We start from the raw sequence: 20,306 nt of genomic DNA on the forward strand, positions 1-20,306 counted from the left end.
CACGCGATGATCATCGACGCACACCTGCACTGTACGGGCCGCGAGACGGCCGACGACGTGTTGCGTACGCTGGACGACGCGGCCGTGGATGTGGGGGTTCTGCTCGCACCGTTCCTGAGCGACGGTTATTCGCTCGGCGATCCCGCGTCGCTGCGACAGGCGAACGAGCACCTGGGGAGAATCGTCCGCGGGCACGCGGACCGGATGGTGGGGTTCGCCGTGGTCAATCCCTCCGATCCCGCAGCCCCCGGCGACCTGCGTCACGCCGTGGAGGCCTGGGGCCTCAAGGGCGTGAAGATGGTTCCCTCCGGATGGTATCCCTACGCGCCGGAAGTGCAGCCTGCGTTCGCCGTGGCGGCCGAGCTGGAACTGCCGGTGCTGTTCCACAGCGGCATCTTCATCGACGGCAAGTCCGGGCGTTTCTGCCGGCCGGTGTATTTCGAAGCGCTGCGCGACCATCCGGGCGCGCGGGTGGCGCTGGCCCATCTCGGGTGGCCGTGGACCGACGAAGCGCTCGCCGTGTGTCTCATCGACCGCATTCACGGCGTGGAACCGGCGCAGGCGCAATTCAGACTGGACATCTCCTTCGGTCCACCGCCGCCTTACCGGCGGGAGGTCCTGTCCCGGGCCGTCGAGGTCATCGGCCCGCAATCGCTGCAGTTCGGAAGCGATTGCTTTCCCGTGCGCGGGCGAGGAACTGCGCCGCAGACGTTCCTGGGTCGAGGATCTGATGGACGAAATGACATGGGATGCCGCAACGCGTGAGCAGGTGTTAGTCCAGACCGCGGCGGCGTGGTTGCGACTGCCGGGTAGAAGCGAGCGGGCGGCGGTGGGGGAGGACCCGGCCAGCAGTGCGGCGGTCTCGGCACCCGCCGCATCGCCAGCGGCGCAGAACTGGGCGCACCGTACGGGAACTGCACCGGATGCGCGCTGCGCGCCTGCCGGAGGGGCGTCCGCCTCCCCGAGGTGCTGCTGACGTGGCCTCCGCCGTCCGCCAGGCTGCACCGCCGGGAGTCCGCGTCCTGGAGATTCTCGGCAACGCGATCGTGGGCGGTATGGAAACGTACGCGACGCGGCTCGTGGAGTGGATGACCCGCGCCCAGTTCGAAGTGAGCGTCCTGTGTCCGTTCGAGAGCGTTGTCACGCGGCGCCTGCGCGAAGCCGGGGCGGAGGTCTACGTCGCCCCCATGGCCGAAGACATGCCGTGGTCCACGATCCAGCTCGCCGCCACCCTGGTGCGAAGCAGCGGGATCGATGTGCTGCACGCGCACCTGCCCAATGCGCATCTGCTTGCGGCACTGTCCGGCCGGCTCACCGGCAAACCCGTGCTTACGACCATTCACGGAAGGCAGCTGTCCCCCCTGGACATCGAACTCCACCGCCTCGCCGGCTCGCATGTGAGCGTGGTCTGCCAGGACACCTGGTTCCAGGCGCTGGCCGTGGGCGTGACGCCCCAGCAGTTGTCCCTGATCGAGAACGGTGTCGACACGGACTGGTTCGTGCCTCGGCCGGTGGAGGCAGAACCGTCGCGGGTGCTCCGGGACCGATGGAACATCGCTCCCGACGCTCCGCTCGTGGGTTTCGTCGGGAGGCTCTCGCCGGAGAAGGGGCCCGAAGTGTTCCTGCGCGCGGCACTGGTGGTGCACGCGCGTCAGCCGGCCGCGCATTTCGTTCTGGTGGGGGAGGGCCCCATGCGGGCGGGACTGGAAGAACAGGCCGGCCGGGCAGGGCTGACTCCGTTCCTCCACTTTACGGGCGCGTGCAGCGACATGCGCGACGTGTATCACGATCTGGACGCGGTGGTGAGCACTTCGCACTCCGAGGCCATGCCGCTCGTGGTGATGGAGGCCATGGCCTGCGGGCTGCCGGTGATCGCCACGTCCGTGGGCGGAGTCGTGGAGATGATCGAACACGAGCGTACGGGATGGGGGGTGAGGCCGGGCGACTACGAGGGGGTGGGAGCAAGACTCCATACGCTCCTGTCCTCCGCACCGCTGGCCCGCGAGATGGGCCGCCGTGCGCGCGAGCGGGTGCAGGAACGCTTCGGGCTCGCGGCCAGTTGCGACGCCATGGGCCGGCTCCTCTCCCTGCTCGCCCATGGCCGATCGGAACCGCGGCGCGCCAGCGGGGGCGGCAACGGCTTCGCACGTCCGACGATCGTGCGTGAATCGGCCGCGGGATCACAGACCGCGCTCTCGCGACTCGAGCGTTCTGCCGGCACGCCGGCGCCGGAGTCCTGAGCCGTCCGGCCTGAGTCTTCCACCACGGCTTCGCCGACCGGGCATTCGAGGACGGTCGATCCGCGACGGGAACTTCGCGCTTCCCCGCAAAGAAGCCGTCCACCACTCCCGGGTCCGCCCTCCTGCGGCACACAAGGCCGGGCGCACCGGGCACGTCACCCGGTGCGCCCGCGCTCACACCCGAGGGGGTCTTCCTCGCGGTCGTAGTGACGATGAGCGGCCAGTGCGGCCATGAATCTCGTGACGGCATCTTCCAGGCCGGAGGCGCCATCGGCCGCTTCGCCGTCCTCGAACCATGCTACGAGGCCGGGATCCTCTGTTGCGTGTTCCAGCAGGATCGGAATGCCGGCCTCCGTCAGCAGCTCAGTGCCGTTGCCGAGCACCAGCAGCGGTTTGCAGTGACGGTACTGGTCGCGCACGAATTCCATCAGCTGCCCGTTGCGTCCCGGGATTCCCGTCCGGTGAGGCACCACGACGGCGTCCCACAGCGCCGAGGGCGCGGCTTCCAGCGTGATGTCGGCCTGGGGTGCATCGGCGTCCGCCTGGTCGAGCGACCCGAGCCGTTCGCCCACGTAGCGGGGCACCGCGCCGGCATCGGCCAGGCGGGCGTAGACCTGCTGCAACGGCGCGCATTCGCACTCGTCGGTGAGCAGGATCGCCACCCGGCGGCCCAGGACGCCCGCCGTGCCGGGCCGGTGCAGGAGCGACAGCGCGGGCGAGCGTTCCACACGCGCCAGGTCGGCCGGTGTTGCCTCGGCGAGGACGGGCGGCTGTGGGTCCGGCACGGCGAAACCGAGGCCGTCCGCGACGCGGCCCGCGAGTTCGTCGTTCACGTTGGCCAGCAGGGACACGACGCGTTCGCGCACCGCCGGTGTCTGGACGCGGGTGAGCTCGAAGCGGAAGGCCGCCACGCTGCGGTTCTTCTCGACGTCGGACTGGCCCTGCAAGAAGAGCCGGGCCTGCGAATAGTGGTCGGCGAACTTCTCCGGCTTGCCGCGGACCTTGTCTTCGAACATCGGTTCGGGAAAGCTCGTGAAGCCGCGCATTCCGGCCTGGAAAGGGCAGCCTCCACCGAGCGAGTTCGGCTCGTAGTTCACGCGGCCACGGTGGATCGCGTGCTGGTGAAAGCCGTCGCGCTGGTTGTTGTGGACCTGCACCACGGGTGCGTTGATGGGGATCTGCTGGAAGTTCGGTCCGCCCAACCGCAGCAGCTGCGTGTCCAGGTAGGAGAAGTTGCGGGCCTGCAGCAACGGATCGTTGCTGAAGTCGATCCCCGGAACGACGTTGGCCGTGCAGAACGCGACCTGCTCGGTCTCGGCGAAGAAGTTGTCGGGGTTGCGGTTGAGCACAAGGCGGCCCACGGGTTTGAGCGGCACGAGTTCCTCCGGCACGATCTTCGTGGCGTCCAGCACGTCGAAGGGAAAGGACTCCGCTTCCTCTTCGGTGAACACCTGCACCGCCAGCTCGTATTCCGGAAACGCGCCCGATTCGATCGACTCCCAGAGATCACGCCGGTGGAAGTCCGGGTCCGCGCCGTTGATCTTCACCGCCTCGTCCCAGACCAGGGAATGGGTTCCCGCCATGGGATTCCAGTGGAACTTGACGAACCGGGACTCGCCTTTCGCGTTCACGAAGCGGAACGTGTGCACGCCGAAGCCCTGCATGGTGCGGTAGCCTCGCGGAATGGCCCGGTCGGACATGATCCAGAGCAGCATGTGCATGGTCTCGGGCATCAGCGAGGCGAAGTCCCAGAACGTGTCGTGCGCCGAGGCCGCCTGGGGGCATGGCGAAGTGGGGTTCCGGCTTGAACGAATGCACGAGGTCGGGAAACTTGTGGCCGTCCTGGATGAAGAACACCGGGATGTTGTTCCCACGAGATCCCAGTTGCCCGCGTCGGTGTAGAACTTGACGGCGAAGCCGCGCACGTCGCGGACCGTGTCGGCGGAGCCGCGTTCTCCCGCGACGGTGGAGAAACGCACGAAGACGGGCGTCTGCTTGCCGGCCTCGGCAAACGGCGCCGCCATCGTCAGCTCGTCGAGCGCGTCGTAGCACTCGAAATAGCCGTGCGCGCCGGATCCGCGCGCGTGCACCACGCGCTCCGGAATGCGCTCGTGATCGAAATGCATGATCTTCTCGCGCAGCACGAAGTCTTCGAGCAGCACGGGGCCGCGCAGCCCCGCCTTGAGCGAGTTCTGGTTGTCGGCGACGGCCACGCCCTGGTTGGTCGTGAGTGCCTGGCCGCCGGAGTCGACGCGCTGTGCATCGAGTGGCGTGATCGTGCGGTTGTTGCCGGCGGGTGGGGAACCTTCGCCGAGCTTGGCGGATCCCGTGTCCTCCGTCACCGTGCTGCCGGTCACGCCATCGGCGAGCGGCGCGACCGGGTCGCCCGCCTTGGGACGGCGGGCATTATCCGCGCTGTACTCCGAGGCCTTCAGCGGATTCGCGGGCACGGCTTCGGCCAGCGCGGCCTGCCCGTCCTTCTGCGTGGCGATCCGCCTGTGGCGCTCGGGCGAGATGTCTTCCTTGCGGCGGTCCGCCGGGGTCGAACCGGCCGGACCGCTCATGGTGCCGAGAATTGCGCCGATGCCCTCGGGCGGGGGGGTCTTGCGTTGCTTTGCCATGGTGCCTCGTCTATGGTCCTGAGCAGGGCAAGGCCCGCGCTGCCGCCGGCCTTGCCGTATCCGCTCTCGTCAGGGAAGGGAAAAGATGAACACGGTGGCAGCGGGTGCCGTGTCCGGCGTCCAGGTGCGCGACATGTTCCCGGAGGGCACGGCGACGTACTGCCGCCCGTCGATCCGATAGGTGGAGATGCCGCCCGCGATCGGGCCGCCGGTGTAGAAGCGGTACAGCGTCTCGCCGTCCTCGGCGTCGAGGACGGCGAAGTCGCCGGTCAGCTCGCCCGTGAACAGCACGCCGCCGGCAGTCGGCGTCACCGAAGCCACCACCGGAGCGTCCGAGCGATAGCTCCACAGGATCCGCCCGCTCCGCGCATCGACCGCCTTGATCCAGCCCTTGGCCTTCTCCACGGGATCGAGGGCGTAGGTGCCGCCGAAGAACATCTGTCCCGGCGAATAGACCGCCTCGCCGCGTTTGAAGACGGTGCACCAGTCGACGCTGCCGACGTACAGGATTTCCTCGTAGGGATCGAACGACGGCCCGTACCACTCCACGCCGCCGTTGATGCCGGGGCACACGTGGACGCCTTCTTCGGTGGGCGCCGTGTCCGCGTTCACGCGCGGGGTCACTTCCACCCGGTACAGCGGTTGCGACGAACGGCGCGTGTCGTCGTACAGGAAGAGATGGCCCGCCTTGTTGGCCACGGCTACGTACTGCGTGCTGGACGGGCGTCCACCGATCCCGTGGCGCAATTGCAGGAGCACCGGCGCGGCGGCGGTGTCGCGATCGAGGGGATCCGCCGGGACCTGCTGATAGTGATGGCTGACGCTGCCCGTCTCCAGGTCGAGCGCGAGGATGGAATTGGTGTAGATATTCGCGCCGGGTCTTTCCTCTACGATGAAGTCCGGCGCGGGATTGCCGATGGGGGCGTAGACGAGCTTGCGCTGGGGATCGATGGAGAAGGAGGTCCAGCTCGACCCGCCGCCGACTTTCGCCGCTTCCGCGGAGCCGAAGCTCGAAGGGACGATCACACTCACCGACCACCGCTCGCGGCCGTCGCGCGTATCGAGCGCGATGATGCGTCCCGGTGCTCCCCAGTCGGCGCCTGCGGTTCCGATGACCAGCGTGTTCTCCCACACGACCGGCGCCCCGCTGAGGAAGTAGCCGACCGCCGAATCCACGGGCCGCGCATTCCAGAGAAGGTCGCCGGTGCGGGCATCCAGGGCGATGACGTGACCGTCGGTGGTTCCGCGGAACACGCGGCCGTCCGCGATCGCCACGCCGCGGTTGGTGTCGAAGGGTTCCGGGCCCTGGACATCGTGGGTGTGCTTCCAGAGCATGCGGCACGTCCGCGCATCCAGCGCGAACGTGGAGTGCTGAGTCGTGACGTAGGCGGTCCTGCGGTACACCACGACGCTGCTCTGGAACGAAGTGCTCTCGCCGAGCTGCATTGCGCAGACGGGCCGCAGCCTGTCGGCATTGCGGGCGTTGATCTCTTTCAGGGTCGAGAAGCGGCTGCCGTCGTAGCCCTTGTTGTACATGAGCCAGCTGTCCTCCGCCGGACCGGCGCGCAGTAGTTCACGCTGGCTCGGACCATTGCCCGACGGCTGCTTCACCGAGGCAGGTGCAGCACCCACCTCCTGCGTGTCCTTGGGCAGCGACGGCGCCGCTGCCACCTGGGCCGACGCTGACTTGCGCAGACGGCTCACATCGGCCGCGTCCACGCTCTCGTAGTCGTTGTGGAAATGCGTGCGGACATACGTCGCCACCGCGGCGATCTCACCGTCGTCCAGCTGGTCGCGGAATGCGGGCATCGCACCGCCGCCGTGCAGGATCTGCGCAACCACGAAATCGGCGTCGGTGAGGCGTCTGCTCGAAGCGAGCTTCTTCCCCATGCCGCCCCGGCCATCGGTCCCGTGGCAACCCGCGCACCCGTGCTCGGCGAAGATGCGGGCGCCCCTGTCATCGGCACCGGCGGACGCGTTGCCGGAGTCCGCCGCCCGCGCGGCGGCACAGAGGAGAAGGAGGGGAAGGGCGAGCACGCACGCCCATCGGTATCGGTGAGTGACTGTCATGGGAACCTCTCGGTGGCCGGTATCGGGAGAGAGCGAACAGGGCAATCCACGTTCACTGTCCCCGGACGGACGGCCGCTTGGGAGCGGGCGGGCGCGGTTCTTCATCCAGAGCGACGGTGGAAGGCCGCGGTCCGGTGTTGCCTGTCACGTCGTCGTATCCGAGCCCGACGGCCCGAACAGCAGGATCTGCGACGAGTACCACGTCCACAGGAGGATCACGGCAAAGGAGGCGGCCGCGCCGAAGCTGGACGTCACCGATGCACGGCCCAGATACATCCCGATGAGGGTCTTGCCCACGGAGAAGAGGGCCGCCGCGCTGATGGCGCCGATCCAGACGCCGCGGCGGCTGGGCGGCCGGTCCGGTACCCAGCGCAACAACCCCGCGAAGGCGAGGCTCAGGACCAGCGTCGAACTCGCGACGTCGAGCCCCGCGAACGCGAACTGCATGCTGGGGATGACGTTGGACAGGTAGCCCGCGAACGCCGCAAGCACGGCACTCAGCACGAGGGAGGCGATCACCAGGAACCCCAGGCCCAGCAGCAGCGCGAGACCCACCAGTCTCATCCGCAGGAGCGAAGTGAAGGCGGGACCGGTGCCCCGCGGATCGGCAAGACGGTCCAGCGCGCGGCGCAACTCGGCGAAGACACCGGTGGCGCCCAGCAGGATGGTGAACAGGCCGAGCGCCGTGGCGAGCGGGCCGCGGCTGTCGACGGACGAGGAGAGGATCATGGTCTCGATCGCTTCGGCGGCACGGAGTCCGACGAGACCTCCGATCTCCTGCACGATCTGGCCGCGCGCCGCATCTTCACCGAAGACCAGGGCGGCAACGGCGATGGTGACGATGAGCAGCGGCGCGAGCGCGAACACGGTATAGAACGCGATGGACGCGCCCAGCGTCGGCGCGGCGGCATCGAGCCAGCGCATCACACCCCGCCACAGCACGAGAAGCGGCAGGGAGATCCATCGCGGTGCCCGCTCAAGCAAGCCGCAGGCGACGCGTTTCAGTCGATCCGGCACGTCCATGGCGTGCGCTGCCGGCACGCCACGTGCCCGGGGATCGGCGACAACGCACGGAGAACGACATGGCCGACGGTACCTCTCCCCGCATGTGCCCTTCCAACCTCTCGCCCATGACGCCGCTCCTGGCGATCGGCCTGTTCTTTCTCCTGCGCGAAGGCCGCGCCATTCTGTTGCCCGTGGCCGCGGCGCTGGTGCTCACGTTCGTGCTTGCGCCGCTGGTGCGCCGCATGCACGGGCACGGCATTCCCGAAGCCGTCGGCGCCGCGCTCGTGGTGGCATCGCTGATGGGCGCCCTGGGGATGGGGGCTGCGGCCCTGTCCGATCCCGCCGCCCGGTGGATCGCCCAGGCGCCGGCGGCCGTGGACCGCGCCATGGAATGGGGGCGGTCCCTGTCGCCCGCGTGGCGCGGAGTCCGCTCCGCCTCCGAACGGCCCACGCCGGTACGGGCCGCAAGGGCCGAGGCCGCCGTTCCCGATCCGCTCGGCGAACGTCTGGCGAGCGAAGGCGTGGCGCTCACGCGCGCGCTGGTCGTGCACGTGGGCGGTTCGCTCGTCTCGTTCGCTTCCACCGTCGTGCTGCTGTACTTCCTGCTTGCCTCCGAGCACTGGCTGCTTCTGCGCAGCGTGGAAGCAGTTCCGGGACGGCGCGAACGGGCGATGCTGATCGGCAGCGTCCGGGCCGCGCAGCGGGACATCAGCCACTACCTTGCCACCATGTCGCTCATCAACGCTACGCTGGGGCTGCTGCCCGCCGTGTGTCTCGCCCAGCTCGGTCTGCCCAGTCCGCTCCTTGGGGGTGCGGTGGCCGCAGTGTTCAACTTCGTTCCCTACATCGGCCCCGTGACAGTCGCGGCGCTACTGCTGCTCGCCGGCGTGCAGACGTGGGACGCCGGCGGCCAGATCTTCGGACCCGTCGCAGTATTCGGCGGTCTGCATTTCATCGAGGCGAGTCTCGTGACGCCGTGGCTGGTGGGGCGGCGCCTCGCGCTCAGTTCCATTTCGGTCGTGCTGTCGGTGATGTTCTGGGGCTGGCTGTGGGGCGTCGGCGGCGCGCTCATCGCCGTCCCCGTGCTCATCGGCATTCGCAGTGTCTGCAAGCGTTACCGGCGCTTCCGGTTCTGGTGCGCGTATCTGGACGCAGGCGCACGTGAAACGTCGACGTTGCGATCGCTGCTGCGCTTTCGCCGCCGCTCGTCGCGCAAGGCCGCGTCGAACGCCGCGGCCGCGCCGGTGGCTCGGTGCGCCGGTAAGGCGCGGCACGGAAACGATGCGGCCGGTCCGCCCGAAGGCGGGACCGGCCGCTGAGCCTTCACGGGCCGGCGGGCGCCGGCGTCATGATCAACGATTCATGGTGTCCGTGCTGGTATCGGGCCGCGTCCCGGCATTGGCCGGATCCGCCGTGGAACCTGCTCCGCGATCGGTGTTGCTTCCCGTCGTAGACCCCGGAGCACCAGGGCTGCCGGCATCGGAGCTTGAATCGTGGCGGCGGCGTTGCGAGTCGGAACGGCGGCTCTTGCGGTCCTTGTCCTTGTCCATGCGGTCGCTGGAACGCGTGGTGTCGGTGGGTGCACCGGCATCGCCTGCGCCGCCCGCAGCGCCCCCTGCACCCGTCCCCGCACCAGCGGCTCCGCCGCCCGCAGCTCCGCCACCCGCAGCTCCGCCGCCAGCGCCACCGGCACCCCCGCCACCGGCACCGCCCCCACCACCCCCTGCGCCTTGAGCGAGCTGGATGCGGTCACCTGCGTCGCCGGTGGTCATGCCGTCGCGCGCCTGCGCCGTCGCGAGAAAGCTCGCACACAAGGCGCCGCACGCGGCAGCGGCCCACAGATTCGTTTTACGGTAAGTCATGATGGATCCTCGCTTGAAAGATTCGATGGTTGCCACCGCAGCGCCGGGGAATCCTTTCGCCGTGCGCCGGAGCCGTCGCCCCGACTTGGCAAGCCACGTTCCGTGAGGTCTTCGCGGGCCGTATTCCGCCAGGCGTCACAGTGCGGTTCCGGTGCGGACACCGACGGGCTTCACGTGCATGCCGAGCTGCTGCCGGAAGTACGCGATCGTCTCGCGCAGACCCTCTTCGAGCGGGACGCCCGGTTCCCATCCGAGCGTGCGCCGCGCGAGAGTGATGTCGGGACGCCGGCGCACCGGATCGTCCACCGGCAGCGTCCGGAACTCCACGCGGCTTCGGCTTCCGGTGAGCCTCAGGACGAGTTCGGCGAGTTCCATCACCGTGTGCTCGCGCGGATTGCCGATGTTGATCGGCCCGGTGCCGCCGGCGTTCATGGTCCGCACGAGGCCTTCCACGGTGTCGCTCACGTAACAGAAGCTGCGCGTCTCGCGATCCGTCGCCATAGACGGTCAGCGGCGCCCCGGTGAGCGCCTGCACGACGAAATTGCTCACGACACGCCCGTCGCCCGGACGTAACCGCGGCCCGTAGCTGTTGAACAGCCGCGCGATGCGCACCTCCACGCCAAGCTCCCTGACATAGGCGAAGGCCAGCGCCTCCGCGCAGCGCTTGCCTTCGTCGTAGCACGAACGCGGGCCGATGGGATTGACGTGGCCTGGATAGCTCTCCGATTGCGGATGCTCCAGCGGATCGCCATAGACCTCGCTGGTGGAAGCCTGCAGCAACCGTGCGCCGGTGCGATGCGCGAGCTTGAGCATCTCCCACACGCCGACAACGCTGGTGAGCGTGGTGCGGATGGGTGCTTTCAGGTAGTACGCGGGGCTCGCCGGGCAGGCGAGGTTGAAGATCCGGGAGGGTGCTGGCGCATGCGCGAAGGGCTGAGTCACGTCGCTGCAGGAACTGAACTCGCCGTTGTCCGCAGATACCACATGGTCAGGTGGCCCGTGGACAGGTCGTCCAGCGCGACCACGTCGCAACCTTCCGCGAGGAGCCGTTCGCACAGATGGCTGCCCAGGAATCCGGCGCCGCCGGGGACAAGAACGACAGGGGTCATCGGAGGCGGTCTCCAGAGGGGGCGCCGGCCGATCCGGCCAGGGCCGGGGCGGCAATCTCCGTGCCCCGCGGGTCCGCCTGCCGCACGGTACGGCGACTCTCGATTGGAAGACGTAAATCGTGCTGCAACCGGACCCAGGTCCCGCGCGCACCGGCGGTCTCGCGCGGGGCGTGGACGGCACGCCATCTGCCGGATGACACCATCGCCCGAGAGGGCACTTCACGCGAGGAGATGCACATGGAAACGGAAACGGTGAACCGCCCGGCGACACCCCCTGCGATCCAGCGGTCGACCACTTCGTGGGTCGGAACCATCGCGCTGATCATCCTGCTGATCGGCGGGCTCAACTGGGCACTCGTGGGATTGTTCTCCTTCGATCTCGTCGCGGCGCTGTTCGGCGCCATGACCACGGCGAGCCGTGCCGTCTACGTGATCGTGGGCATCGCCGCGGTGTACGCGATCTTCCTTCTTCCGCGCGTCTCCCGGGTTTCCTGACGAACCGGAACGCCGCGGGCGCACATTTGGAGAAAGCGATGATGGACAACGACGAAACGATCTCGGTGCTGAACGACCTGATCGAGACCTGCAAGGATGGTGAATACGGATTCCACTCGTCGGCCCAGCACGTGAAGGGCGCCGACCTGCGTGAACTGTTCGAGAAGCGCGCAGCGCAGTGCCGGCAGTCGGCCGACGAACTGCGCCGTCATGTCGTCCAACTGGGCGGGAATCCGGAGGACGACGGCAGCGTGAGCGGTGCGGTCCATCGCGGCTGGGTCGCGCTGCGTGGCGCCCTGTCCGGATACACGACCTCGCGATGCTCGAAGAACGCGAACGCGGCGAGGATGCCGCTCTGGAGAGTTATACCGATGCATTGCAGAACGATCTGCCTCCCGCGATCCGCACGCTGGTGATGACGCAGTACGAGGGCGTACGCCGCAACCACGACCAGATACGCAATCTGCGCGACCGCCTCAAGGCGACCGTGTGAGGACACCTGTGCACAGGAGATGACGATGAGACTTCAAGCTGCGGGATTGTTGTGCGGACTCACGGTCGGCGGACTGGCCGTGCTGGGTGTCTGGAACGCCGGCGGGGCGGGACAGGAGACCGGCACTCACGCCGGGTCTTCGGCGTGGTCACGGATCGAGGCGCGGCCTCGCACCTTCCTCTGCCCCGCACCGCCACGGCCGGCGCGGGGATGCGGAGCGCGGCGAGGACCGACGGGGCAAGTAACGCCGGCGCCCAGAAGGTCTGGCTGGGGTGCGACGTGCGGGCTTGCCAGCCGCGCCCCCGGCTCGTGAGGGCGGGTTGGCAGAGGGAGCCAGGCCCCGCGGGGAGCTTCCTCCGCGTCGCCGATTCCGGCACGGATGGCACGGCCGGCCCTTCGTCCACGCACGATGGGCAGAGCAACGCATCGCAGACCGGCGCGGAGACTCTGTCGGCCGCGGATCGCAAGTTCATGACCAAGGCCGCCGGCGGAGGAATGTTCGAGGCCGCGGTCGGCAGTCTGGCGAGCCAGAAGGGCGCGAGCCAGGGCGTCAAGGATTTCGGCGCCATGCTGAACGAGCATCACTCCATGGCCAACCAGGAACTCGAGGCGCTCGCCGCGGCCAAGGGCGTGAAGCTTCCTTCCGAGATGCCGCGCAGCAAGAAGAAGACGATCGACAGGCTCGCGCGCGCGGACGGTCAGAAGTTCGACCGGCAGTTCGTCAAGGAAGTCGGCATCAAGGACCACGAGAAGGACATCGCCGACTTCGAGAAGGCGGCCGGCGAAACCAAGGATCCGGAACTGAAGGCGTGGATCACCAGGACGCTGCCGAACCTGCGCAAGCATCTGGAGACCGCGCAACAGCTGGCGGAGACCACGGGAGCGAAGCCGAGCAGCAATTGACCGGCGGGAGGGTGGGCCGCGTTCAGCGGCTCACCGTCGACAGCGCGCCGAGCCAGTCCGCCACGAAGCGGTCGATGCCGAAGCGATCCACGGCGGTGATGCGTGCCGCCGTACCGAGGGCGACGGCGAGCTGCCGGTCCTTGCGCAGCAAGTGCATCCACTCCACCAGCCGATCGGTGCGCGTGTCCACGAACCCGTTCACGCCCGACTGGATCACCGTGCAAAGTTCCGTGGTCGCCAAGCCGACGATGGGCATGCCCACCATCATCGCTTCCACGATCGACAGGCCCAGACTGGTGTAGCGGATGGGATTGAAGAAGTAGCGGTAGCCGCTCGCTGAACGCCGGCAGCTCGGCGTTCTGGACGGATCCCTTTCCGCCCGGCACGTTCTCGCTGCCCAGCCCCACGAGATCCAGAGGTACTTCTCCCCGCACTTGCAGGTACACGTCCAGTCCCAGCCGCCGGCCGCGCCGCCGGAGGTTGTTGACCACGACCAGTCCGGTCTCCGTGCGGCCGTCGTACCGTGCGTTCGCAAGGAGCTTCACCCCGTGTTCGATCACCTTCACCGGGGTGCGTCCCGAATCCCACATGAGCGCGTTGTAGGGCGTCACGTGCACGAGCAGGACGCCAGGGTCGTCCACCCAGTGCCTCTGATCGGTCGGATGCGCCTGCGGCGGATCGTGTTCCACGTAGATGCGAGGGCCCCGCCTCTGCGCTTCCGAGAGCACGCGATGCTGTTCGTTCTCCCATGCGTCGCGCGACTGGAACAGCACGACGTCGATGGGAGCTGCGGCGACCTCCCCGGCGGGAAGCTCCATGACGGTGCTTCACCACGGCCGCGTGCCGCTCCGGCCCGAGGGATGCACCGACCGGGCATCGTCGGTCACCAGATAGAAATCGTGCGGCACCTGCGTGAGGTAGTAGAGGTAGTTGCCGTGCACGTGCCAGGTGAGGATGCGCAGCCGGCGGGCCACGGTCAGGCACGCGCTTCGAGAGGCCGGAACGACTCCGCGGAGAGTGTCTCGGGTACCGCGGCGGACGAGCCGCGCGCGACTCGTCGCGCCGCCTCCGCGACCTCGGACGGATCCACGCCGGAGGCGCACCCATCGATCTCGGGGCAATGAAGGTGCTGGCAAGGCCTGCAAGGCATGGGTCGCCAGAAGACCTGGTGCAGACCCCGCTCGAGGGGAGCCCAGCGGTCGACGTCCGAACCGCAACTCACCACGACACTGGGAGTCGCCACGGCAGCAGCGACGTGCGAGACGCCGGTGTCGTTGCAGACCACGCAATCCGCCCGTTCCAGCAGCGCGCCGAGCGTCCACAGGTCGGTGCGGCCCGCGAGGTTGACGCTGCGATGCCGCATGCGTTCAGCCAGCTCCGCGCACAGGTGCTCCTCCTTGTCGGAGCCGGTGAGCACGACCTCCCGCCCATCGGCGGCGAGCTGATCCGCGACATCGGCGAACCGGTCGACGTTCCAGCGCCGCGACGGCAGCTGGGCGCCGGCGTGCACGCACACGTACCGGGAGGACACCACGCCGGGCCAGAGTCCGGCGCAGCGGCGGCGATCGTCATCGGTCAGCGGAAAATCGAGTCTGCGGCCGTGCCGCGGAAGACCGAGACGGTCGGTGAGACACAGGAGGCGGTCGATTTCGTGACCCGATTCGGGCCAGTCGCAGAAGAGGGGCTCGTTCGAGCGCGGATACCAGCTGCGCGTACTGCGAAACCCGGCCATGCGGGCGCCTCCGAATGTGGCCACCAGGGGATTCGTCAAGGTTCCGCTGCCGTGCATCTGAATCACCAGGTCGAACCGGCCGGCCTGGACTTCCGCCAGGAAGGCAGGGAGGCGCTCCGCGGCGCACTCGCTCTCGGGCAGACCGGGAAAGCCGGGGAACTCGATGAACGCGTCCACACTCGCAAGACGCAGCGCGAACTCGCGGGCCCAGGGCAGGCCGATCAGCGTGATGTGCGCGTCCGGCAAGCCGTGCCGCAAGGCGCGCAGGGCCGGTGTCGCGCAGAGCATGTCGCCCAGCATCAGCGCGCGGAACACGGCGATCCGACGCGGCGGCGGGGACAGCAGCGCCGCACTCAAAGGAAGAAGATCCGATGCTGCAGCGAACCCCCGCACCCGCCAGTACACGGACAGAAACGGTATCGCGCAGGACGTCACGACCATCTCGGTCACGTGGCGTGCGGACCGGTCGGTGTGATGCAGGCGGGCGGCCGCGATGCGTCCGATGCCGCCCGCGGTCACGAGTGCGCAGGCGAGTGCCGCGGTCAGGTGTCCGGCCAGCACGAGGACCGGCGCGGCGAGCGCGGTCACGACCAGCCCGTACCGCGCCAGCGGGGGTCGGCCGCGGATGCGGGCACGGTAGAGATCCGGGTGCTTCTTGTAGAGCAGTGCCTCGAACATGGCGTTGCGCTGCTGGCGCAGGGACACGCCCCAGCGCTCGGGCCTTACGGGATGCACCGACGGCCCGCGGACGGCGCGCGATGCGGCAGTCCGCTTCGAGCAGACTGAACTGCAGGTCGGAGTCCTCGCGCCAGGCGCGCGTGAAGCGTTCGTCGAAGCCGCCCACGCGTTCGAGGGCATCCCGGCGCACGAAGGCGTTGGCGGAGCGAACTCGGCCTTCTCCAGGCCGTACGTGTTCCATTGGTGATCCGTGCAGGGATTGGGGATGTGGACACGAATGGCGCCAGCCAGGGCGTCGACGCCCTCGGCCATGGCGCCGAGGCCCTCGGCCAGCCAGTCGACTGCCGGAATGGTGTCGTCGTCCGTGAACGCGATGACCGGCGCGGCGCTCGAGCGCCAGCCGGCGTTGCGCGCGGCAGCCGGACCCTTGCCGATTCCCGGGCGCAGATAGCGGATCGCAGCACGGCCCTCCTGCGCGGCGTAGGCGAGGACCTGGACGCGGGTGTCCTCGTCCCGCCCGTCGTCGACCACGACCACTTCGAACCGCCGACCCGGCAGCCGCTGGGCACAGACGGCCTGCAGGCACCGCTGCAGCAGCGCGGCGCGCCGGTACGTGGGAATGACGACGGCGACGTCCGGCGCCGCGCCCGCGAGGAGCGGACAGGCGATCACCGCGGCTTCTCCACCAGGAAACTGCCGATGACCAGTGCATCGAGCGGCGTGGTGAAGAAGGCCTCGAGCGCGTCGCGGGGAGTGCACACGATGGGCTCGCCACGCACGTTGAACGATGTGTTCACCAGCACGGGTACCCCGGTATGGCCTTCGAACGCGCGCAGCAGCGCGTGAAAACGGGGATGGGTCTGCGCATTCACCGTCTGCACACGCGCGGTCCCGTCCACGTGGCAGGCCGAAGGGATGAGATGCGCCTTGTCCTTTCGTACCCCGTAGACGAACAGCATGAAGGGCGAGCGGCCGCCGTTGGCCCGGGCCTGGGTGAACCAGTGTCCCAGATCCTCCTCGGGGATCGCGGGCGCGACGGGCCGGAAGTCCTCGCGGTCCTTGAGTTCGTTCAGACGCGCCTGCATGCCCGGGTCGACGGGGACGCGAGAATCGACCGGGCGCCCAGGGCGCGGGGCCGAACTCCATGCGGCCCTGGAACCACCCGACGAGGGCGTTGCCCGCCAGCAGGCCGGCCGTCACTTCCGCGGTGCGATCGCCGCCGGCGCCGTTCAGTGCCCGGTACGGCACCGTCGCCCACCGCAGCATCATCTCGACGGAGTCGTCATCGAATTCCGGCCCGAGATTCGCGTGGTCCATCCGCCACGTCCTTTCCGCCAGGCGTGTGGGGGGCAGCGGACGTCCGGGCACGCGGTCCGGCGGATCCGGTGCGAGCGCCGTGCCGGGCGGCATGGCGGGAAGCCCCCGGCGGGCGCGCTGGCGCGCGGGCCCGGCGGAGTCCTCGCGTGCGAGGGCATCCACCCACAGCGCGCATCCCAACGCGGTCCCGGCATCTCCGGCGGCAGGCTGCACCCACACGGCGTCGAAGAGACCGCTGTCCCGCAGCCTCGCGTTCATGAGGCAGTTGAGCGCCACGCCGCCGGCCATGGCCAGATGGCGGCTCCCGCTGGCTTCCCGCAGCCACGCGGCAAGATCCGCACCGTGTCCTCCAGCGCGCACTGCAGGGATGCCGCGAGGTCGAAATGGTGCTGTTCCAGCGGTCCGCCGCGCCGCCGCGGAGGGCCGGCCCGGGCTTCGAGATCCGCTGCGTCCACGCGGTACTGGCCCTTGGTACCCACGGTGATCCAGCGGCGGAATTCGTCCCGGAAGCGCGGGCGGCCCAGGGCGGCCAGCGCCATCACCTTGTACTCGTCGCTCGAGTGGAGAAAGCCGAGATGGGAGGTGATGCGCTCGTAGAGCAGACCGAGCGACGACGGAAAGTGGACTTCGCCGAGCGAGCGGTAGAGGCCGTCCTGCCATACGCCGTATCCGGTGGTGGCGCTCTCTCGCCGCGGCCGTCCAGCGTCATCACCGCGCATTCGTCGAAAGGCGCGGCAAGAAAGGCGCTGGCCTGGTGGGACAGGTGGTGGCTCACGAAATGCCACTGCCAGTGGAGCGACTCCTTGGCGAACCGCGCGCGGAGATGATGCGGAACGCCGTCGACGAGCTGCAAGGGGGCGCGACGGATGTTGGACTCGAACAGCGCCTGCAAGCCGCCCGCCGGGACCTCGTCGTCCCGGCGGGCGTGCTCTCCGGCGATGCCGCCGGAGGCGGGCTCCGACCCGGTCAGGGCGTCCGGATCGAAGCTGTACGCGATGTGGTCCACGCCGGCAAGCGCCGTTCCTCCGGCCTCGAGGCAGTAGTCGATGGCGGCATAGGGCAGCTCCCAGGCGGAGAAGGGCACGGGCCGCTTGGCGTGCTTGATGCGCGAGGAGCGCTCCTCTTCCGCGGCGGCGATCACCCGCCCGTCGACCACCAGCACGGCCGCGGAATCGTGGAATGCCGCGTTGATGCCCAGCGTGATCATGCGGACGCCTGCGTGGGAGGCACTGGCGTGTCGCGGCCTTCCGTCGTCTCGACAGGCGCCATATCGAGCAGGGACAGCGCCGCATGTACGATCGACGAGGGCGGAATCGCCCGCAGGCAGTCGTTGTGACCTTCCGGGCAGACGCTCTTGAGACAGTACCGGCACGGCACGTTGTGGCTCAAGACCACGGAACGCACGCGCCACGGCGTGTGTTGCGGATTGGTGAGTGCGTAGAGATCCACGACCGGCGTATCCACGGCGGCGGCGATGTGCGCGGGGCCCGTATTGTTGCTGACGAGCAGGTCGGCTTCCGCGATCACCGCGCCCAGCACGGCCACGGACAGCCGGCCGGCGAGACTGATCGAAGGCGAACTCATCCGGGCGCGTGCGCGGTCGACCAGGGGCTGCTCGTCGGGGGATCCGGTGAACACGGCCAGACGGCCGCTGCGTCGCGCGATCTCCTCGGCCGCGTCGCCGAACAACTCCGCCGGATATCGCCGCGACGGCGCGCTGGCGCCCGGATGGACGACGAAGTACGGAGAACCGCCGTGATTGCCCGCCTGCAGGAGCAGACGGGCTTCCTCGAAGTGACGCGCCTCGCCCTGGAAGCGCAGCCGGTCGTCGTCCGTCCGGAAACCCACTTGGGATACCAGATCGAGATGCCGCTGCACTTCGTGACGCATGCCGTCGCCGATCTCGTCGGTTTCCGCGGCCCACTCGGTCAGCAGTCCGTACGGATTCTCCCGGCAGTAGGCGAGCCGCCGCGGAATGCCGGCAAGGCGCGCCATGAACGCGGCCGGCAGGGGGCTCTGGGTGCAGACGGTGAAGACGATGGCCGCATCGAAGCGCAGGGCGGCCAGCGACGCGATGAGCGCCGCCTCGCTTCGGCCCAGGTCCTCGCCCATCTCCTCGTGCACGTTTCCGGCCACCCACGGGGCCGAGTAGATGAGGGTCTCGTCGGCAATTCCCAGGTGCGGCACGGCGAGCGCACCGGCGTGGGAGGTGAGCACCGTGATGCGGGCGTGCGGCGACGTGTCGCGAATGGCCGCGAGCGCGGGGCCGGTCATGAGGACGTCCCCCATGCTGTCCAGGCGGATGGCGAGGATGTTGCGCACGTGCGTCCATCCGCCCGCGGCCGTTCGGTCTTCCGCCGCGCTCATGGGCGGGACCTGCGATGGCGCAGATAGGCGACGCAACGTCTCGGCGGCATGCGGCGGTGAGCCACGACCACCTGTGCTGCTTCCAGCAGCGTCGTGCAGCGGAATTCCGGCTGCCTCGGGGGCGTGAGATGCCACCTCGTCTCGTGGCCCACGTCGAGCAGCACGCTGCGGCACCCGGCCCGGTGGCCGGCTTCCACGTCGTCCAGGATGTCGCCGATCATCCAGTAGCGTTTCAAATCGAGGCCGTGAAGCGAGGCCGCGTGGCGCAGCAATCCGGCTTCGGGCTTGCGGCATTTGCACTGGGGCCGGCCGCGCGGATCGGGCGCATGGGGGCACGCGTAGATGCCCAGCACCTCCACGCCGGCTTCCTCACGGATGCGCGAGCGCAAGGCGTCGTGGAAGTGCTGCAGTTCCGCTTCGGTGAAGCGCGCCGTCGCGACGCCCGGCTGATTGGTGACGACGACGATCGCGAAACCGGAATCCGCCATCGCGCGCAGCGCCAGCAACGCATCCGAAGTGAATTGCGCCCGCGCCGGGTCCACGTTGAAGGGCAGGTCCTCCACCAACGTGCCGTCCCGGTCGAGGAAGACGGCGGCATCGCCTCTCAGGGCCATGAGGATTCCTTCAGGGGAAGAATCATGAGTTCCGCCACCACCGAATCCCGGGGCATGCGCAGAGCGAAGCACACGCCGTCCGCCACGCGTTCGGGATCCTGCAACCGCGAGGCATCGATGTCGGGAAACCGGTCGAGCAGGAACGGAGTGCGCATGCCACCCGCTACGATGTTCGTCACACGTACTCCGCCGCCGCGCAGTTCCGCGTGGAGGGCGTGCGAAAAGCCGGTCAGGCCCCACTTGCTGGCGTGATACGCCGCGGCGTTGGGCCAGGCTCGCCTTGCCGCGGTGGAGGTGATGTTGACGATATGGCCTCCGCGGCCGCCGTCGCCTGCGCGCAGGGCCGGCAGCGCCGCCTTGGTGAGCAGGAACGGGCCGCGCAGGTTGGTGTCCAGCACCGCATCCCATTCCTGCACGGAGAGGTCTTCCACACACTTGGTGACGTCGAATCCGGCGTTGTTCACCAGGGCGTCGAGAGTGCCGAAGCGCGCGATGGCGGCGTCGACCGCGCAACGCGCGGACTCCGGTTCGCGCACGTCGCAGTGGACGACGCAGCAACGCCTGGCCTCCGGATCCATCCGCGCCGCGACCTGGCTCGCCTTCATCACGGCAAGATCGGCGAGCACCACGTTGGCGCCGTCCGCGTGGAGCGCTCGCGCGATCGCGGCACCGAGGCCGCTGCCGGCGCCGGTGACCAGAACGGTGCACCCTGCCAGCATGGAGGCGGGCACGTCGGATTCGGGCAGCCTCATGCGTTCGCCGCCAAGTGCGCCCGAGTGCGAACCGGAGAAACGTGCCG

14 protein-coding genes and 5 pseudogenes are annotated in these 20,306 nt (G+C 69.0%); 6 read left to right on the plus strand and 13 right to left on the minus strand.

Features of this window, described 5'->3' with window-relative positions; genetic code table 11:
* The first annotated feature begins 6 nt into the window (after nucleotides 1-6).
* Both IPK20_18395 and IPK20_18400 read left to right on the plus strand, forming a co-directional pair.
* Nucleotides 7-765, plus strand: a complete 759-nt coding sequence (locus IPK20_18395) for an amidohydrolase family protein (GenBank protein ID MBK8018494.1) — start codon at nucleotides 7-9, stop codon at nucleotides 763-765.
* Between the two features lie 212 nt (nucleotides 766-977).
* On the plus strand, nucleotides 978-2,240 hold the full coding sequence (locus IPK20_18400; protein MBK8018495.1) for a glycosyltransferase family 4 protein: 1,263 nt from the start codon (nucleotides 978-980) through the stop codon (nucleotides 2,238-2,240).
* Between the two features lie 155 nt (nucleotides 2,241-2,395).
* On the opposite strand, the pseudogene IPK20_18405 reads toward IPK20_18400, so the two are convergent.
* From IPK20_18405 to IPK20_18415, 3 genes and pseudogenes are all read right to left on the minus strand, one after another.
* Nucleotides 2,396-4,861 (minus strand): annotated as a pseudogene (locus tag IPK20_18405) (catalase).
* A 69-nt stretch (nucleotides 4,862-4,930) separates the two neighbouring features.
* On the minus strand, nucleotides 4,931-6,931 hold the full coding sequence (locus tag IPK20_18410) for a PQQ-binding-like beta-propeller repeat protein (protein ID MBK8018496.1): 2,001 nt from the start codon (nucleotides 6,929-6,931) through the stop codon (nucleotides 4,931-4,933).
* Between the two features lie 144 nt (nucleotides 6,932-7,075).
* A complete protein-coding gene (locus tag IPK20_18415) occupies nucleotides 7,076-7,972 on the minus strand; it encodes a YihY/virulence factor BrkB family protein (protein ID MBK8018497.1) in 897 nt (298 codons plus the stop codon).
* A 41-nt stretch (nucleotides 7,973-8,013) separates the two neighbouring features.
* Between IPK20_18415 and IPK20_18420 the strand changes: the two genes are divergently transcribed.
* Nucleotides 8,014-9,255: an AI-2E family transporter gene (locus tag IPK20_18420; GenBank protein MBK8018498.1), complete on the plus strand. Its 1,242-nt coding sequence runs from the start codon at nucleotides 8,014-8,016 to the stop codon at nucleotides 9,253-9,255.
* A gap of 33 nt (nucleotides 9,256-9,288) precedes the next feature.
* Here IPK20_18420 and IPK20_18425 read toward each other — a convergent pair whose 3' ends face one another.
* A complete protein-coding gene (locus IPK20_18425) occupies nucleotides 9,289-9,798 on the minus strand; it encodes a hypothetical protein (GenBank protein ID MBK8018499.1) in 510 nt (169 codons plus the stop codon).
* 135 nt (nucleotides 9,799-9,933) lie between these two features.
* Nucleotides 9,934-10,908: pseudogene (locus IPK20_18430) on the minus strand (SDR family oxidoreductase).
* 237 nt (nucleotides 10,909-11,145) lie between these two features.
* Here IPK20_18430 and IPK20_18435 point away from each other — a divergent pair.
* From IPK20_18435 to IPK20_18445, 3 genes and pseudogenes are all read left to right on the plus strand, one after another.
* Nucleotides 11,146-11,403, plus strand: a complete 258-nt coding sequence (locus IPK20_18435) for a DUF378 domain-containing protein (GenBank protein ID MBK8018500.1) — start codon at nucleotides 11,146-11,148, stop codon at nucleotides 11,401-11,403.
* 41 nt (nucleotides 11,404-11,444) lie between these two features.
* Nucleotides 11,445-11,896, plus strand: a pseudogene (locus IPK20_18440) (PA2169 family four-helix-bundle protein).
* A 471-nt stretch (nucleotides 11,897-12,367) separates the two neighbouring features.
* Nucleotides 12,368-12,799: a DUF4142 domain-containing protein gene (locus IPK20_18445; protein MBK8018501.1), complete on the plus strand. Its 432-nt coding sequence runs from the start codon at nucleotides 12,368-12,370 to the stop codon at nucleotides 12,797-12,799.
* Nucleotides 12,800-12,821: 22 nt separating this feature from the next.
* Here the strand turns inward: IPK20_18445 and IPK20_18450 are convergent.
* The 8 genes and pseudogenes from IPK20_18450 to IPK20_18485 all read right to left on the minus strand — a co-directional run bounded on the left by IPK20_18450 (nucleotide 12,822) and on the right by IPK20_18485 (nucleotide 20,259).
* Nucleotides 12,822-13,773: pseudogene (locus IPK20_18450) on the minus strand (glycosyltransferase).
* Nucleotides 13,774-13,775: 2 nt separating this feature from the next.
* Nucleotides 13,776-14,972, minus strand: a complete 1,197-nt coding sequence (locus IPK20_18455) for a glycosyltransferase family 9 protein (GenBank protein ID MBK8018502.1) — start codon at nucleotides 14,970-14,972, stop codon at nucleotides 13,776-13,778.
* A 905-nt stretch (nucleotides 14,973-15,877) separates the two neighbouring features.
* Nucleotides 15,878-16,814: pseudogene (locus tag IPK20_18460) on the minus strand (hypothetical protein).
* Nucleotides 16,781-17,065: a hypothetical protein gene (locus IPK20_18465; GenBank protein MBK8018503.1), complete on the minus strand. Its 285-nt coding sequence runs from the start codon at nucleotides 17,063-17,065 to the stop codon at nucleotides 16,781-16,783. Before IPK20_18465 ends, IPK20_18460 begins: the two are co-directional and overlap by 34 nt.
* Complete coding sequence (locus tag IPK20_18470; GenBank protein MBK8018504.1) at nucleotides 17,065-17,733, minus strand: hypothetical protein; 669 nt, start codon at nucleotides 17,731-17,733, stop codon at nucleotides 17,065-17,067. Before IPK20_18470 ends, IPK20_18465 begins: the two co-directional genes overlap by 1 nt.
* Complete coding sequence (locus tag IPK20_18475; protein ID MBK8018505.1) at nucleotides 17,730-18,893, minus strand: glycosyltransferase family 9 protein; 1,164 nt, start codon at nucleotides 18,891-18,893, stop codon at nucleotides 17,730-17,732. The genes IPK20_18470 and IPK20_18475 overlap by 4 nt, the downstream gene beginning before the upstream one ends.
* Nucleotides 18,890-19,507: an HAD-IIIA family hydrolase gene (locus IPK20_18480; GenBank protein ID MBK8018506.1), complete on the minus strand. Its 618-nt coding sequence runs from the start codon at nucleotides 19,505-19,507 to the stop codon at nucleotides 18,890-18,892. Before IPK20_18480 ends, IPK20_18475 begins: the two co-directional genes overlap by 4 nt.
* On the minus strand, nucleotides 19,498-20,259 hold the full coding sequence (locus tag IPK20_18485) for an SDR family oxidoreductase (GenBank protein MBK8018507.1): 762 nt from the start codon (nucleotides 20,257-20,259) through the stop codon (nucleotides 19,498-19,500). Before IPK20_18485 ends, IPK20_18480 begins: the two co-directional genes overlap by 10 nt.
* Nucleotides 20,260-20,306 lie beyond the last annotated feature (47 nt).

It is taken from the genome of Betaproteobacteria bacterium, assembly GCA_016713305.1.
Taxonomy (GTDB): domain Bacteria; phylum Pseudomonadota; class Gammaproteobacteria; order Burkholderiales.

Coding starts and splice junctions, on each gene's coding strand:
- IPK20_18395 (MBK8018494.1), top strand. CDS start 7: ATGATCATCGACGCACACCTGCACTGTACGGGCCGCGAGACGGCCGAC.
- IPK20_18410 (MBK8018496.1), bottom strand. CDS start 6,931: ATGACAGTCACTCACCGATACCGATGGGCGTGCGTGCTCGCCCTTCCC.
- IPK20_18420 (MBK8018498.1), top strand. CDS start 8,014: ATGGCCGACGGTACCTCTCCCCGCATGTGCCCTTCCAACCTCTCGCCC.
- IPK20_18425 (MBK8018499.1), bottom strand. CDS start 9,798: ATGACTTACCGTAAAACGAATCTGTGGGCCGCTGCCGCGTGCGGCGCC.
- IPK20_18435 (MBK8018500.1), top strand. CDS start 11,146: ATGGAAACGGAAACGGTGAACCGCCCGGCGACACCCCCTGCGATCCAG.
- IPK20_18445 (MBK8018501.1), top strand. CDS start 12,368: ATGACCAAGGCCGCCGGCGGAGGAATGTTCGAGGCCGCGGTCGGCAGT.
- IPK20_18455 (MBK8018502.1), bottom strand. CDS start 14,972: ATGGTCGTGACGTCCTGCGCGATACCGTTTCTGTCCGTGTACTGGCGG.
- IPK20_18465 (MBK8018503.1), bottom strand. CDS start 17,065: ATGGCGCTGGCCGCCCTGGGCCGCCCGCGCTTCCGGGACGAATTCCGC.
- IPK20_18470 (MBK8018504.1), bottom strand. CDS start 17,733: ATGATCACGCTGGGCATCAACGCGGCATTCCACGATTCCGCGGCCGTG.
- IPK20_18475 (MBK8018505.1), bottom strand. CDS start 18,893: ATGAGCGCGGCGGAAGACCGAACGGCCGCGGGCGGATGGACGCACGTG.
- IPK20_18480 (MBK8018506.1), bottom strand. CDS start 19,507: ATGGCCCTGAGAGGCGATGCCGCCGTCTTCCTCGACCGGGACGGCACG.
- IPK20_18485 (MBK8018507.1), bottom strand. CDS start 20,259: ATGAGGCTGCCCGAATCCGACGTGCCCGCCTCCATGCTGGCAGGGTGC.